17 protein-coding genes are annotated in these 14729 nt (G+C 68.0%); 11 read left to right on the top strand and 6 right to left on the bottom strand.

The window, feature by feature from the left end; all coding sequences use genetic code 11:
* Positions 1-2: 2 nt before the first annotated feature.
* The 7 genes from B7L05_RS05445 (at position 3) to alr (ending at position 5677) form a co-directional block, all read left to right on the top strand.
* On the top strand, positions 3-785 hold the full coding sequence (locus B7L05_RS05445) for an enoyl-CoA hydratase-related protein (protein WP_085809245.1): 783 nt from the start codon (positions 3-5) through the stop codon (positions 783-785).
* Complete coding sequence (locus B7L05_RS05450; protein WP_085809246.1) at positions 770-1051, top strand: hypothetical protein; 282 nt, start codon at positions 770-772, stop codon at positions 1049-1051. Before B7L05_RS05445 ends, B7L05_RS05450 begins: the two co-directional genes overlap by 16 nt.
* Positions 1051-1932: a 3-hydroxyisobutyrate dehydrogenase gene (mmsB, locus tag B7L05_RS05455; protein WP_085809247.1), complete on the top strand. Its 882-nt coding sequence runs from the start codon at positions 1051-1053 to the stop codon at positions 1930-1932. Before B7L05_RS05450 ends, mmsB begins: the two co-directional genes overlap by 1 nt.
* A complete protein-coding gene (locus B7L05_RS05460; protein WP_085809248.1) occupies positions 1929-2381 on the top strand; it encodes a GreA/GreB family elongation factor in 453 nt (150 codons plus the stop codon). The genes mmsB and B7L05_RS05460 overlap by 4 nt, the downstream gene beginning before the upstream one ends.
* 83 nt (positions 2382-2464) lie before the next feature.
* A complete protein-coding gene (locus tag B7L05_RS05465; RefSeq protein ID WP_085809250.1) occupies positions 2465-2929 on the top strand; it encodes a DUF3597 domain-containing protein in 465 nt (154 codons plus the stop codon).
* Between the two features lie 98 nt (positions 2930-3027).
* The gene (locus B7L05_RS05470; protein WP_085809370.1) at positions 3028-4623 is read left to right on the top strand and encodes an MFS transporter; all 1596 of its coding nucleotides are present in this window, start codon (positions 3028-3030) and stop codon (positions 4621-4623) included.
* A 28-nt stretch (positions 4624-4651) separates the two neighbouring features.
* On the top strand, positions 4652-5677 hold the full coding sequence (gene alr / locus B7L05_RS05475; RefSeq protein WP_085809372.1) for an alanine racemase: 1026 nt from the start codon (positions 4652-4654) through the stop codon (positions 5675-5677).
* A 4-nt stretch (positions 5678-5681) separates the two neighbouring features.
* On the opposite strand, the gene B7L05_RS05480 is transcribed toward alr, so the two are convergent.
* Positions 5682-6497, bottom strand: a complete 816-nt coding sequence (locus tag B7L05_RS05480; protein WP_307718253.1) for an alpha/beta fold hydrolase — start codon at positions 6495-6497, stop codon at positions 5682-5684.
* 252 nt (positions 6498-6749) lie between these two features.
* Between B7L05_RS05480 and phaR the strand changes: the two genes are divergently transcribed.
* On the top strand, positions 6750-7292 hold the full coding sequence (gene phaR / locus B7L05_RS05485; RefSeq protein WP_085809253.1) for a polyhydroxyalkanoate synthesis repressor PhaR: 543 nt from the start codon (positions 6750-6752) through the stop codon (positions 7290-7292).
* Positions 7293-7336: 44 nt separating this feature from the next.
* Here phaR and B7L05_RS05490 read toward each other — a convergent pair whose 3' ends face one another.
* On the bottom strand, positions 7337-8140 hold the full coding sequence (locus B7L05_RS05490) for a class I SAM-dependent methyltransferase (RefSeq protein WP_085809254.1): 804 nt from the start codon (positions 8138-8140) through the stop codon (positions 7337-7339).
* 68 nt (positions 8141-8208) lie between these two features.
* Here B7L05_RS05490 and B7L05_RS05495 point away from each other — a divergent pair, with 68 nt between their 5' ends.
* Positions 8209-8400 carry a hypothetical protein gene (locus tag B7L05_RS05495; protein ID WP_085809255.1) on the top strand — a complete coding sequence of 64 codons (192 nt, stop codon included), beginning with the start codon at positions 8209-8211 and terminating at the stop codon, positions 8398-8400.
* Here B7L05_RS05495 and B7L05_RS05500 read toward each other — a convergent pair whose 3' ends face one another.
* The 3 genes from B7L05_RS05500 to ada all read right to left on the bottom strand — a co-directional run bounded on the left by B7L05_RS05500 (position 8401) and on the right by ada (position 12296).
* A complete protein-coding gene (locus B7L05_RS05500; RefSeq protein WP_256926624.1) occupies positions 8401-9567 on the bottom strand; it encodes an aspartyl protease family protein in 1167 nt (388 codons plus the stop codon).
* A 102-nt stretch (positions 9568-9669) separates the two neighbouring features.
* The gene (locus B7L05_RS05505) at positions 9670-11187 is read right to left on the bottom strand and encodes a CpaF family protein (RefSeq protein WP_085809257.1); all 1518 of its coding nucleotides are present in this window, start codon (positions 11185-11187) and stop codon (positions 9670-9672) included.
* A 68-nt stretch (positions 11188-11255) separates the two neighbouring features.
* Positions 11256-12296 carry a bifunctional DNA-binding transcriptional regulator/O6-methylguanine-DNA methyltransferase Ada gene (gene ada / locus B7L05_RS05510; protein ID WP_085809374.1) on the bottom strand — a complete coding sequence of 347 codons (1041 nt, stop codon included), beginning with the start codon at positions 12294-12296 and terminating at the stop codon, positions 11256-11258.
* Positions 12297-12466: 170 nt separating this feature from the next.
* Between ada and B7L05_RS05515 the strand changes: the two genes are divergently transcribed.
* Entirely contained in the window at positions 12467-13246 is a 780-nt protein-coding gene (locus tag B7L05_RS05515) for an enoyl-CoA hydratase (protein ID WP_144037149.1), read from the top strand.
* Between the two features lie 64 nt (positions 13247-13310).
* Here the strand turns inward: B7L05_RS05515 and B7L05_RS05520 are convergent, their stop codons facing one another.
* Complete coding sequence (locus tag B7L05_RS05520; RefSeq protein WP_085809259.1) at positions 13311-14018, bottom strand: dienelactone hydrolase family protein; 708 nt, start codon at positions 14016-14018, stop codon at positions 13311-13313.
* Positions 14019-14175: 157 nt separating this feature from the next.
* Between B7L05_RS05520 and B7L05_RS05525 the strand changes: the two genes are divergently transcribed.
* Entirely contained in the window at positions 14176-14727 is a 552-nt protein-coding gene (locus B7L05_RS05525; RefSeq protein ID WP_256926629.1) for a F0F1 ATP synthase subunit delta, read from the top strand.
* The last annotated feature ends 2 nt before the right edge of the window (positions 14728-14729 follow it).

Here is a 14729-nt window from a genome sequence, read left to right on the forward strand (position 1 = left end):
CGATGTCCGATTATGCCAATATCCTGGTCGAGCAGCGCGGCGCGGTGACGCTCGTCACGCTCAATCGCCCGCAGTCGCTCAATGCGCTCAATTCGGACGTGCTGGCCGATCTCGCCGCGGCGTTCGGCGCCTATGATCAGGATCCTGGCCAGCGCTGCCTGGTGCTCACCGGCGCAGGCGAGAAGGCGTTCGCGGCGGGTGCCGACATCAAGCAGATGGCGGACATGGCGGCGGCCGATTTCTTCCTGCAGGATTTCTTCGCCGGTTGGCAGACCGGCGTCGTCGCGACGCGCAAGCCGTGGATCGCGGCGGTGAACGGCTTCGCGCTCGGTGGCGGGTGCGAGCTCGCGATGATGGCGGACTTCATCTACGCGGCCGACACCGCCAAGTTCGGCCAGCCCGAAATCAAGCTCGGTGTCGCGCCGGGCATGGGCGGATCGCAGCGGCTGACGCGCGCGATCGGCAAGGCCAAGGCGATGGAAATGTGCCTGACCGGCCGGATGATGGACGCCGCCGAAGCGGAACGCAGTGGGCTTGTCGCAAAGGTGGTGCCGCTCGGAGATCTGCTCAACGAGACGCTCAAGACCGCCGAGCTGATCGCCGGCATGCCGCCGATGGCTGCGATGGTGAACAAGGAGATGGTCAACGCCGCGTTCGAGACCAACCTCGCGCAGGGCATCCTGACCGAGCGCCGCCTCTTTCAGATCCTGACCGCGACCGAGGACAAGGCCGAGGGCATGGCGGCGTTCATCGAGAAGCGCGCCGGGGTGTGGAAGGGACGCTGATCGAACTCCTGCTGGTAGGCGCGGCGGTGATCGCCGCTTCGGGCGTGGCGGCGGGTCGCTGGACGCGGCTGCACCCGCTGGTCGCCGCGATGCTGGTGGCGATCCTGCCGGCGGTGCTGGCGGTCATCGCGATGGCCGGGTTTATGGCGGACGCGCGCGGCGTCTACGGTGCGGGGCTGCTCGCGTTCGTTGCGGCTGCGGGCATCGCGGCCCTTGGCGCGTTCCTCGGTTGGTTGCGCCGCAAGCATGTTGAAGGAATTGGGTAATGGCACGCGTGGGTTTCATCGGGCTCGGCAACATGGGCGGCGGCATGGCCGCGAACCTCGCAAAGAACGGGCATGACGTTCACGCCTTCGACCTGAGTGAAGAGGCGCTGGCGCGCGCGAGGCAGGCAGGCTGCCTGCCGGTTGCCGATGCGGCCGCGGCGGCGGACGGTGCCGAGGCGATTATCACCATGCTGCCCGCTGGGCGACACGTCGCCGGCGTCTATACCGACGCCGTCTTCCCGCACGCCGCGCCTGGCGCCGTGTTGATCGACTGCTCGACGATCGACGTCGCAACCGCGCGCCAGCTGGCGAGCGACGCGGCGGCCAAGGGGCTAGAGGCGGTCGACGCGCCGGTGTCGGGCGGGATCGCAGCGGCGAACGGCGGGACGCTGACCTTCATGGTGGGCGGCAGTGATGCCGGCTTCCGCCGCGCGCAGCCGTTCCTGGAGGACATGGGCAAGGCGGTGATCCACGCCGGCGCGAGCGGCGCGGGTCAGGCGGTCAAGATGTGCAACAACCTGATCCTCGCCGGCACGATGATCGCGACGTGCGAGGGTTTCGCGCTTGCTGAGAAGCTCGGGCTCGATCCGCAGGTGTTCTACGATATTTCGAGCAAGGCGACGGGGCAGAGCTGGTCGATGACGAGCTACTGCCCGCTCCCGGGCGTGGGCCCCGAAAGCCCGGCGGACCGCGACTATCAGGGCGGGTTCGCCGCCGCGCTGATGCTGAAGGATCTGCGGCTTGCAATGGCGGCGGCAGCGGAAGCCGGCGCGACGCTGCCGCTCGGCACGCGCGCGACCGAGCTCTACGAGGCGTTCGCCACCGAGCATGATAATCTCGATTTCTCCGCGATCATCAAGACGGCGCAGGGCAAGGCATGAGCGTCGCCTTCCGCCGAGAGAGCGACGAGGAGCACAAGGAACCGCGCTTCGAACTGCCGCTGCCGGCGGGGCCGAACCTTGTCACTGCGCGCGGGCAGGAGCTGATTGACGAGCGGATCGCCGCTCTCGAGGCCGAGCGGCTCGCCGCCGACGAGGCGCGCACGGCCGAGATCGCGCGCGAGCTGCGCTACTGGGTGACGCGGCGCGCGACCGCGATCCTCGCGCCGCCACCGCCCGCCGACGAGGTCGCCTTCGGCAGCAGTGTGACGTTTCGGCTCAACGGCAAGGAGCAGCGGATCACGCTCGTCGGGGACGACGAGGCCGAACCCGCCGCCGGCCTCGTCTCGTTCTCCGCACCGCTCGCCCGCGCGATGATTGGGGCGGGGGAGGGCGAGCTCGTCGCTTTCAACGGGCGCGAAGACGCGATCGAGATCATCGCGGTCGGCTGATCAGCCCCAGGTGGTACCATCAGTAACGGCACCAACGATGCCGTGCCGCGTTTCGCTCGCATCCCATATACAGGAGCGACGGCATGAGCATTTTCGGTGCGATCAAGAAGGCGATCTTCGGCGATCGCGGGCCGCTTGGCGGACAGTTCTCAGGCAAGCCGGCGCCTGCACCAAATCCACAGGCGACACCGGCGCCCGCGCCGCAGTCGCGTCCGACGCCTGCACCGGCGCCCGCACCGCAGCAGTCGCCGGCAGCGGCACCGGCGCAGCCGTCGCCCGCTGCTGCGGCGGTGGACGTCGAGAAGGTGCTGACGGATATCGCGGCGAAGCGCGGCGGCCCGCAGCTCAATTGGCGAACCTCGATCGTCGACTTGATGAAGCTGCTCGACATCGATTCGAGCCTCGACAACCGCAAGGAACTGGCGACCGAGCTCGGCTACACGGGCGCCAAGGACGGGTCGGCGGAAATGAACATCTGGCTCCACAAGGCGGTGATGCGCGAGCTGGAGAAGAACGGCGGCGTCGTGCCCGCCGGCCTGAAAGACTGACTTTGCCGATCGCGCGGCCACAAGGGCGGCGCGATCGAGCCGCTTGCCGCCTTCCGCCGTTGCGCTAGACGAACGGCAAGGGAGGGGCGTGCATGACGATGGCTGCAGACGGCGTAGCGGGCGAGCCGGCGCCGAGCGACATTCGACTGGTGATATCGGCGTCGGCGCTCGGCACCGTGTTCGAATGGTATGATTTCTTCATCTACGGCACGCTCGCCGCCTCGGGGGTGATCGGACGCACCTTCTTTCCCGCGGGGAACGAGACGGTGCAAGCGCTGCTCGCCTGGGCCGGCTTCGCTGTTGGCTTCGGGTTCCGGCCGCTGGGCGCAGTGGTGTTCGGCTATCTCGGCGACCGGCTGGGCCGCAAATACACCTTCCTCGTCACGATCACGCTGATGGGCATCGCGACCGCTGGCGTCGGCCTGGTCCCGTCCTACGCCGCGATCGGCATGGCGGCGCCGCTCATCGTCATCCTGCTGCGGATCGCGCAGGGACTGGCGCTGGGCGGTGAATATGGCGGGGCGGCGGTCTATGTCGCCGAGCATTCGCCCGCTGGCCGCAGCGGCTATTACACGAGTTTCATCCAGGCGGGCGTCGCGGGCGGCTTCGTGCTTAGCCTCGCGGTCGTGCTCGGCTTCAAGGCGCTGATCCCGGCCGACGCGTGGAGCGCGTGGGGCTGGCGCCTGCCGTTCCTCTTCTCGGTGCTGCTGCTCGCGATATCGCTGTGGATGCGCGTCAAGCTGTCCGAAAGCCCCGTGTTCAAGAAGATGCGCGCAGCGGGCGAGATCGAGAAGAACCCGGTCCGCGCCAGCTTCACCTATCCCGGCAACATCAAGCGGATGTTCGTCGCGCTGATCGGCATCGCCGCCGGGCTGACGGTGATCTGGTACACGTCGATGTTCAGCGTCCTGTCGTTCCTGCAAACGACGATGCGCGTCGAGGAAACGACGGCGCAGCTGCTGTCCGGCGCCGGGGCGATGATGGGGCTGTTCTGGTTCGTCTATTTCGGGCGGCTGTCGGATCGTATCGGGCGCAAGAAGCCGATCGTCATCGGGTATGTCCTGACGCTGATCTTCCTGTTTCCGATCTTCTGGCTGATCGCCGGTGCCGCCAACCCGGCCCTCGCCGCGGCCGGGCGCGCATCGCCGGTCGTCGTGTCCGGCCCGGACTGCACCTACAGCCCGTTCGCGGCGAAGCAGGCGACCGAGTGCGGCCGGCTGCTTGATACGCTGTCAAAAAAAGGGGTGCCGTACACCACGGCCGAGGCGCCGGCGACGACGCTCACCATCGGGACGCAGCCGCTCGCCGATCGCTCACCCGAGGCGGTCGACGCCGCCCTCGCGCAGGCGGGCTACGATCTGGCGAAGGTTTCGCCGTCCGCGGGCAACGTCGCGCTGATCCTGCTCGGCATTCTCGCGATCACCGGCCTGTCGGGCATCACTTATGGCCCGGTGGCGGCGGCGCTGGCAGAGATGTTCCCGCCGGCGATCCGCTACTCGTCGCTGTCCATCCCCTATCATCTGGGCACCGGCTATTTCGGCGGATTTCTGCCGTTCATCAGCCAGTATATCGTCGCCAAGACGGGCAATCCGTTCGCCGGGCTATGGTATACCTGGGCGATCACGCTGCTCGCGCTGATCGTGTGCCTCGTGTGGCTGCGCGACGATGCGCAAGGGCGCGCGACGGTGGCGTGATCGTGCCGCCGCGGCTAAGGCGCCGCGGATGACTGCGCCCAGCCGCCTCCGGCTCGATCGAGCCGCACTAGTCGACAATTGGTGTGCGCTGGCGCGCATGAGCGGCACGGCGGCATGCGGCGCGGCGGTGAAGGCCGACGGCTACGGCCTGGGTGCCCGCGCCGTCGTGACGCATCTCGCTGCTGCCGGTTGCCGCGACTTCTTCGTCGCCACCTGGGCCGAGGCAGCGGCACTCGGCGAGCTCGAAGCGCCGCTGAGCGTGCTCCACGGCGTTCGTGCCGAGGACTTGGAGCAGGCGCTGCACGGTCACGCCCGGCCGGTGCTCAATACCGCGGCCCAAGTGCGGCGCTGGCGTGAAGCGGGGGGCGGGGCATGCGACGTGATGGTCGACACCGGCATGAACCGGCTCGGCATCTCTCCCGCTGACGTTCACGCCGGGCTGCTCGACGGGCTGACGATCGACACCCTGATGAGCCACCTTGCCTGCGCCGATGAGGACGCGGCGATGAACGCGCGGCAGCGCCAGGCGCTCGCCGGGCTGGCTGGGCGGACGGCGGCGCGGCGGCTGAGTCTTGCCAACTCCGCCGGGATCGCGCTTGGCGGCGATTACGCGTTCGATCTCACGCGGCCGGGGCTCGCGCTCTACGGCGGCGTGTCGCGCGGCGAGTTCGCCGCGATTATCCGGCCGGTAGTGACGATCGAGGCGCAGGTGCTGCAAGTGCGCCGCGTGCCGGCCGGCGCGCCCGTCGGCTACAATGCCACCTGGACCTCGCGCCGCGACAGCGACGTGGCGATCGTCAACCTCGGCTATGCGGACGGGTATCGCCGTGCGCTGTCGGATCGTGGCACGGCGTTCGTCAGTGGCAGCGCAGTGCCGGTGATCGGCCGCGTATCGATGGATCTTACGGCGCTGGACGTGACCGACTGTCCGATTGGTGAAGGTGAGTGGGTTGCGTTCGACACCGATCTCGCGCGGGTGTCTGCCGCATCGGGCGTGTCGCAGTATGAACTGCTCACTGGCCTTGGCGCACGTTTCGAGCGCCGCTGGACCTGATCATTCACCCGACGCTGCGCAGCCAATCCCGCAGCGGTTCCCACAACTGCTCCTTGGCACGACTGCCGACGACCATGCCGACGTGTCCGGCACCCAGATCACGCCGGTCGGCTAGTCCGATCGCGCTGGCGGCGGGCACGATGCGATCGTTGAGCGACACGAACTCCGCAGCGGGGCAGGCGAGCGCGAGCGGATTGACGGGCGCGCCGGCGACGCGCCATTCGCCGCGCCCCGTCACGTCGCGGGCGAGGAAGTCCTCGAACAGTTCGGCGCCCGCGGCATAGGTCAGCGGCGCGCCGGCGTTGGCCCAGTCCTCCATCGCGACGAACATCGTCGCATCGGCATCGGGCATTGTCGCGAACGCCTCGTACTTCGCGATCGTGCGCGCTGGATCGAGCTTCCAGAAGCCGGTCTGCAATACTTCCATTGGTACGAGGCCAAGCGACGCGCATCCCGGCTGTGCGGACCGCCACAGCGCCGCGATGTCCCGCCGCGCCGCTTCGCCATAGCCCGCAAATCGCCATGGCGACGCGATCGTCGCGACGCCGGCAACCGGCCCGGCTGCAGCCGCCGCGAGGCTCATTGTCCCGCCGAGGCAGTAGCCGACCAGGATTGGCGGCAGGGCGAAGCGGCGGATCATCGGCAGCAGCAGCCGCTCGACGTGGCCGCCGACGTCCATCGCGTGCTCATCGGCAGACGGCGTTCCCCAATCGATCAGCCACGTGCGGAACCCCTGCGTCGCGATCCATCGCAGCAGCGACCGTCCGTCGATGAGGTCGAGGATGTGCGGCGGATTGATCAGCGAGGGGACGAAGATCACGGGGCGCCCATCGCCACCGTAATCGCGTAGTCGCGCTCGGCCCTGCCGCCGCCTCGCCGACGCCAAGCGACGCGGCGTTCGGGAATATGTCTGATAGCGCCGCAGACCGGCCAATGCCGCGGCGCGACGTGACGGCGATGTTGCGGTTTCGCTGCGCAACATGTCGAGGAATAGCGGCAGCGGGCGCGGTCCGTGTTGCAGCGCCGCATGCGATGCTATAGCCCCGTTGTCATTCACGGGTGGGGCCTTGCGATGAAGAAGCAGCACGACGGATCCGGGGCAGTCATCATCAAGAAATACGCCAACCGGCGGCTCTACAACACCGAAAGTTCGTCCTACATCACGCTCGACCACCTTGCGGCGATGACGCGCGAGGGGCGCGAGTTCAAAGTCGTCGATGCCAAGACCGACGACGATATCACGCATAACGTGCTGACTCAGATCATCATGGAGGAGGAAGGCCGCGGCGCAACACCGATGCTGCCGGTCAATTTCCTGCGCCAGCTGATCTCGATGTACGGCGATTCGATGCAGGCGATGGTGCCGGGCTATCTCGAAGCGTCGATGGACAGCTTTCGCCGCAACCAGGCGCAATTCAAGTCGGCAGTCGAGGGCGCGTTCGCCGGTTCGCCGTTCGCCGAGATGGCGAAGCGCAACATGGCGATGTTCGAGGCCGCGACCAGCGCGTTCAAGCCGAAGCCAGCAGCGCCGGTTAGCGCGACCAAGGACGACGAGATCGCCGCGCTGAAGGCGGAACTCGCCAAGCTGCAGGACAAGGTCGACAAGCTCGGTTGACGCCTTCGCCCGGCGGCGACGCCGGGAGACGGTTCGTCACGCCGTCACTTCGGCTTGACGAACTTCAGCGTGAAACGATCGCTCTCGCCGATGGCGGCGTATTTCGCGCGATCGACGTCCTTGAGCGCGAAGGTCGGCGGCAGCGTCCAGACGCCGCCGGGGTGATCGTGCGTGTCCTTGGGATTGGCATTGACCTGGCTTTCGCCGGCAAGCTTGAACCCCGCGGCCTCGGCGAGGCGAACCACCGTCGAACGTTTGATGTATCCGCTCTTCTTCTCAAGCGCGGTGTCCATCGTTTCCGGCAGGCGGTGATCGACGACGCCGAGCACGCCGCCCGGCTTCAGCGCAGCGTAGAAGGCCGCAAACGTGCCCGGCGCGGCGGCCGGATTGTCGTTCATCAGGAGGTTGTGGACGTTACGGAACGTCAGCACGACGTCGGCGCTGCCGGCAGGCAGCGTGCTGGCGCCGGTCGCGGGATCGATCGTTGCGACCGTTGTTGGGCCGAACCATGCCTGCTTGCCCGCGAGCATCGTCTTGGTGCGATCGGCCGCGTTGCTCGGCACCAGTGCCACGTAGCGCCCCTTGCCCTTGACCATCGGCGCCAGGATCTCGGTGTACCAGCCGCCGCCGGGGATAAATTCGACCACGGTGTCGCCCGGTTTGACGCCGAAGAAGGCGAGCGTTTCGGCGGGATGGCGATAGATGTCGCGCGCGCGGTTCGCGGCGCTGCGCTGCGGATCCTTGAGCGCGGCGGCGACGGCACCGCTTGGCGCCTTTGGTGCGGCAGGGGCGGCGCCCAGCGTGGCGGCGCTGGCGAGAAGGACGGTCGCAATGGCGGCGTGGCGCATTATCTCTCTCCGGTTCGTCGTGCGCCACGTTTGAGCGGCGCGATGGCACGGGGTGTGGAGGCAAGTCGATGGCGACGCAAGCGGTGCTGCTGGGGGCGGCGGGATCGTGTACGGCGGCGGCGCTGGTCGCGGCGTGGCGCGATCGCCGCCGCACGTGCCGTTACGACCCGGATGCGGTCGGGATCGTCGATTGGCGCACGGTACAGCTGGCAGCGATCGGCGCCGCGCTTGTGCTGATCGTCCTCGCAATCAAGCAATAGTCAGTAGAAGCGCTGCAGCGTCAGCCGTCGCTGCGTCCCGTCGCACAGGCCCAGCGCGACGACACGGCCGGGCGTACCCGCGGACCAGGTGGCTAGGGTGCTGCTGCCGTAGTTGGCGGGGATCGGCTGGCCATCGATCGTGCAGATCGTCTCGCCTTCCTTCCATCCCGCCGCGGCGGCGGGCCCTCCGCGCATCACATGGAGAATGCGCAGCCGATCGGTGTCGACGCCGACCAGAAGCCCGCTGGTGGATCGCACGGGCGGCTGGTCGGCGGTCGAGCCTGGGCTCAGCACCATCCGGCCGGCGGCAGGGTCGAGCAGGACGCGATAGTTCTGCAGGAAGCCCGAGCCGATGCGCCCCGCGACTTCGATTGATTCGGAGAAGCCGCCGGCCGGCTCGACGCGGACCTCGACCGAGCGTGCCGTCAGTTGGCCGAGCGTCAGCGCAGGGACGATGCCGATCGTACTCGTCACCGCACCGGCTAGGCCGAACGATATCGCGGTCGTCGTCGGCGTCTTGGCAAGCCGCGCCGCCGCCCATCCGGCGCTGGTGACGGTGATCGACGATCCGTCGCCGGTATCGACCACCATCGGCCGCAGGCGTGCGGCGCCGAGCGTGATCTCGCTGACGTAGACCAGCCGATCGCGCGAGATCGCGAGCGGCGCGGTGCGGCCGTTGAACGGCATCCGTCCGCTCGGTAGCAGGCGGAAGCGGCGGTTGGCATAATCGATGTCGAGCGCATAGGTGCCGGTCAGATCGCGGCCGACAAGAAGGTCGACTGCCTTCGCGCTGCCGGTGGCGAGCGCGGGCAGGGTCGCGACGGTTAGCCCGCCGCCTCGCCGCGTAACGCCGCCGAGCGTCACCGTACGTGTACCGGCCCAGCCGATATCGACCAGCCCGCCGATCGCGGTCGCACTGCCGCCTGGGCGCACGGGCATAGCCGCGGCGGTGGCGAAGCGACGCGACAGCACCGAATAGCTGACGCCGGTATCCAGAATTGCGGTCGCGGGGCGGCCGTCGATCGCCATGGTGAAGCGCAGCTGGTTGCCCGGCGTCAGATCGAACGGCACCCAGCGCGTCTCCGCATCGGCGGCGAGAGTCGCGGTTCCGACCGGCTGGGCGGCAGGCAGCGCGAGCGCCGACAGGAGCATGGGGATGAGAAACACGCGCCCGCTTACCGGCTGTCGCGCAGAACCGCCATCACTGCGTCGGGTGCGTGCACGCGGCTGCGCCGGTGCCCGATCAGCGCTGACGGTCAGGTGTGACGATCAGAGGCACGCTTCGAGGAACGCTTGGTCGAACCCGAACTGCTTGGCCTTGTCGATCGAATAGGGGCGCAAGCCCATCGCGCGATACTCGCCGATGATCTTTCCGTCGGCGCTCTCGTCGAGATACTCGAACTTGAACAGCTCCTGCGTCACGATGACGGGGCCTTCCATGCCGATCACTTCGGTGACGTTGGTGACGCGGCGCGAGCCGTCGCGTAGGCGCTTCACCTGGATGATCATGTCGACGGAATCGGCGATCTGGCGGCTGATCGCTTCCTTGGGCACCTTGATGTCCGACATCATCACCATGTTCTCCATACGCGCCAGCGCCTCGCGCGGGGAGTTGGAGTGGAGCGTGCACATCGAGCCATCGTGGCCGGTGTTCATTGCCGAGAGCATGTCGAAACACTCGCTGCCACGGATTTCGCCCAGAATGATGCGATCGGGGCGCATACGCAGCGCGTTCTTGACGAGGTCGCGGATCGAAATCTCGCCCTGACCTTCGAGGTTGGCGGGGCGGGTTTCGAGCGGCAGCCAGTGCGGCTGCTGCAGGCGAAGCTCGGCCGCGTCCTCGATCGTCAGCACGCGCTCGCCCGGGTCGATCATCTTAGACAACGCGTTGAGCATCGTCGTCTTGCCCGAGCCGGTGCCACCCGAAATGACGATGTTGAAGCGGCAGGCGCCGGCGATTTTCAGCGCGGTCGCCATCTTGGGTGACATCGAGCCGAAGCCCGCCATCATGTCGAGCGTGATCGGCTTGGCGGAGAATTTACGGATCGAGATGGCGGTGCCGCGAAGCGAGAGCGGCGGGACGATCACGTTGACGCGGCTGCCGTCCTTGAGGCGGGCGTCGGCGAGCGGCGTGGTCTGGTCGACGCGGCGGCCGACTGAGTTGCAGATGCGCTGCGCAATCTGGAACAGATGCTCTTCGTCGCGGAACTGGATCTGGGCGAGCTGGAGCTTGCCCTTCTTTTCGATGAAGGTCTGCTCGGGCCCGTTGACCATGATGTCCGAGATTTCGGGATCGGCGAGCAGCTCCTCGAGCGGCCCCAATCCGAGCAGCTCGTCGACCAGCACCTTTTCCAGCGCGAACTGTTCGCGGCGGTTGAGGGTGAGCTTCAGTTCGGCGAGCACCTCGCCGATGATTGGGCGGAATTCTTCCGCGAGCTCGTCCTTGCCGAGCGTTGCCGCGGCCTCCGGGTCGACGCGCTCGAGCAGGCGCGGGAGCACCTGTTCCTTGATCTTGTGGATCGACGCTTCGAAACCCTCGACGCGACTATTGCCCGCCTCCCCCGATGATGCCTGACGGTCGGCGAGCCGCTGCATCGCGTCGATCTGACCAACAGGGATCATGCCGGCATCGGGCGCGGCGATCTCACCGGGAAGCGCGAGCGTGTCGATAGGCGGGAATTGTTCGCCACCCTCCGGTCGCCCGGTGCCGCCCTGCATCGGGCGTGCGACGCCGAAGCCGGGGCGTGCGCCCGCTGTGATCCCGTTACGACGCCCGAATGCGCTCACGATCGTTCTTCCCTAATGGTCGATCGGGCACGCTAAGCTGCACCTTTTGCGAATTGCTTAACCGGCGATCAATCGCCTTTTCGCTCGACCTCGCGGTTGAGCAGCGCCCGCTTGCGCTCGGCGCCATAGGCGTAGCCGCCGATGCCACCGTCGCTGCGCGTCACGCGGTGGCACGGGATCAGCAGCGGCACGTGATTCGCCCCGCACGCGCTGCCGGCCGCGCGCACCGCCCCCGGATGACCGGCGAGCGCCGCGAGCTCGGCGTAGCTGCGCGTCTCGCCCGAGGGGATCGAACGCAGCGCCTGCCACACCGCTTCCTGAAAGGCGGTGCCGCGTACGTCCAGCGGCAGATCGTGGTGCCGCGCCGGCGATTCGACCAGCGCGACGACCTCGTTCGCCAGCTCCTGCAGCGCGATGTCGTCGGCGAGGATCCGGGCGGCGGGGAAGCGCTGCGCCAGGGCGGCGCCGTCCTCGTCGAAGGCGATGCGGCAGATGCCGCGCGCGGTCGCGGCGATCAGCAGCGAGCCGAGATCCGTCGGGACGATCGTCCAGCGGATCGTCGTTCCCGCGCCTCCGCGCGACCAGACACGCGGCGCCATGCCGAGCCGGACGGCGCCGTCGGCGTAGAAGCGGCTCGGCGCCGAATAGCCCGCGGCATAGACCGCGCCGGTCACCGTAGCGCCGTCGGTCAGCGCCCGGGCGGCGCGGTCGGCCTTGATCCCGCGCGCGTAGCTTGCCGGCGTCACGCCCGTCGCTTGCTTGAACAGGCGATGGAAATGGTGCGGGGCGTAGCCGACGTGGCGCGCAACCGCATCGAGCGACGGGGCGGTTTCGGTGCTGTCGATCAGCACGATCGCCGCGGCGACGGCCGCCGTGTCACGCGCAGTCTCGTCCGGTCGGCAGCGCAGGCAGGCGCGGTAGCCCGCTGCGCGCGCCGCCGCCGGATCGCGGTAGAACGCCATGTTCTCGCGCCGCGGGCGCCGCGCCGGACAGCTCGGCTTGCAGTAGATACCCGTCGTCCGCACGGCGCCGACGAAGGTGCCGTCGGCGCGGCGATCGCGGGCTTCGAACGCGGCCCAGGCGGTGTCTGGATCAATACTGTCGCTCATCGCCGCCATCTTAGCGGACATCTATGTGCGGGCATCCCAATCTTTGCGCTCAAAACGACAGCGATCGAAGATGGAGCCGGCATGTCGCGGCTAGGAGGATGCCGGGGAATGCGCCAAACACGCCGTGCAATCGCCGGCGGCGGGACGGCCGGCCGAAACGGGAGAGACCAATGGCTGACCTGGTGTTGATGGAAAAGGCGGACGGCGTCGCGACGGTGACGCTCAACCGCCCCGAGGCGATGAACGCATTGTCGAAGGCGCTACGCACGCGGCTCTATGAGGTGATGTCGCAGATCGATGGCGACGACAGCGTTCGTGCGGTGGTGCTGACGGGGGCGGGGACGCGGGCCTTCACCGCAGGGCTCGATCTCAAGGAACTCGGCTCCCAGCCCGGCGCGCTTGGCTCCGCCAATGCGACCGGAGCGGACGAGAACCCGGTCAAGGCGATCGAATTGTGCAGCAAGCCGGTGATCGGCGCGATCAACGGCGTCGCCATCACCGGCGGCTTCGAGGTCGCGCTCGCCTGCGACATCTTGATCGCGAGCGAGAACGCCCGCTTCGCGGATACGCACGCGCGCGTCGGCGTGATGCCGGGGTGGGGATTGAGCCAGAAGCTGTCGCGGCTCATCGGCATTTCGCGCGCCAAGGAACTGTCGCTCAGCGGCAATTTCCTCGACGCGGCGACGGCGGAGCGCTGGGGGCTCGTCAACCGCGTGGTGCCTGCCGACGCGCTGCTGCCGACCGCGCAGCAGCTGGCGGCGGACATCGCCTCCGTCGACACCGCCTTCATTACCGCCTACAAAAGATTGATCGACGACGGGTTCGCACGGCCGTTCGGCGAGGCGATGGCGCTCGAGCATGAACGCTCTTCAGCGGCGAATAGCGGGGTGACCCCGGAAGCGGTCGAGGCGCGCCGCGCGGGGGTGCAGGCGCGGGGACGGGCGCAGTGATCCTCTACTAGGCAAGCATCCGCGAACGGCTGGCCGGTGACCGCTTGGCGCGCCGGCCGCCCGATCAGCCGCCATTGGCACGGAACAGCGCCAGCGTGCGCTCGCGCGCCAGATCAGCCGAGGGTTCGTGATAGTCCTTGCGACGATCCGAGTTGAAGCCGTGACCCGCCTCGTAGACATAAATCGCGGCGACCGGAAAATCCTTCGCGATCACTTTCTCGACGCCCTCCATCGGAATGCCGTGATCGAAGCGACCAAAATGGGCGATGACGGGCACGCGCGGCGCGGCTTCCGCGGCGATCTGCGGCACCATGCTGCCGTAGTAGGCTGAGGCGGCGGCGACGCGCTCGAGCTTGGTGGCAGCCGCCCAGGCGAGCGACCCGCCGTAGCAATAGCCGACGACGAAGACGGGGCCCTCGGCCGCCAGCGCGTCGATGCAGGTCTGCGTATCGGCAACCGACAGATCGAACGGGTGGAGCTTGCGCGCCAGCTCCACCGCGCGTTCGAAGTCCGGGCCGGTATAGCTCGCCTCGAACCCGGGGTGCTCGCGATCGAACAGCGCGGGCGACAATACCTCATAGCCCTCGCTCGCGAAATCGTCCGCCATCTCGCGGATGTGATCGGTGACGCCGAAGATCTCCTGCAGCAGCACGACACCGCCGCGCCGTTCGCCGTGCGGCTTGGCGTGATAGACCGCGATCTCGGCGCCGTCGCGCATCGTCATGCGGATCGTCTCGCCCGCCTGTGCCGCGTCGTTTTCGTTCCGGTTCATCGTCACCCCTCCGTCACTATTGTTGCATCCCGGCTACCCCTTTGCTACGCGCCCGCCAACCCAAGCGTCGGCGCCGATCGTGCGCCGTGTTTTCGCATGGGGGTCACACTTTTGTGCGAACGGGGATTCGACTCGCGTGGATGGTTCCAGCGGTACTTTGGGTGGCAGCGTCCAGGCGAGCCTTGGCGGTCGGTACGCGACCGCACTGTTCGACCTGGCCGAACAGAGCCGGACGATCGACACGGTCGAGGCGAGCCTCGCCAAGGTGCGCGCGGCGCTCGATCAGTCGGACGATTTCAAGGCGCTGACGACCTCGCCGGTCGTCGCACGCGACGCCGCCGGCAAGGCGGTGCTGTCGACTGCGGACGAGCTTGGCGTCGATCAGACGACGCGCAACTTCCTCGGCGTGCTCGCGCAGAACCGCCGTCTTGCCGAGCTGCCCGCGATCATCCGTGCGTTCCGCCAGCTCGCGGCACGGCATCGCGGCGAAGTCACCGCCGAGGTCACCAGCGCGCACGCGCTGACCGACGAGCAGATCGACGAGCTGAAGCAGCAGCTGCGCCGCCGCGTGGGGCGCGAGGTTTCGGTCGATCTATCGATCGATCCGGCGCTGCTCGGCGGACTGGTCGTGCGCATCGGCTCGCAGATGATCGATTCCTCGATCCGTACCCGCTTGAATGCGCTCGCCAGCGCGATGACGAAAGGCTGACG

Source organism: Sphingomonas sp. TZW2008, from assembly GCF_002117915.1.
In the GTDB taxonomy this organism is placed as follows: Bacteria; Pseudomonadota; Alphaproteobacteria; order Sphingomonadales; family Sphingomonadaceae; genus Sphingomonas.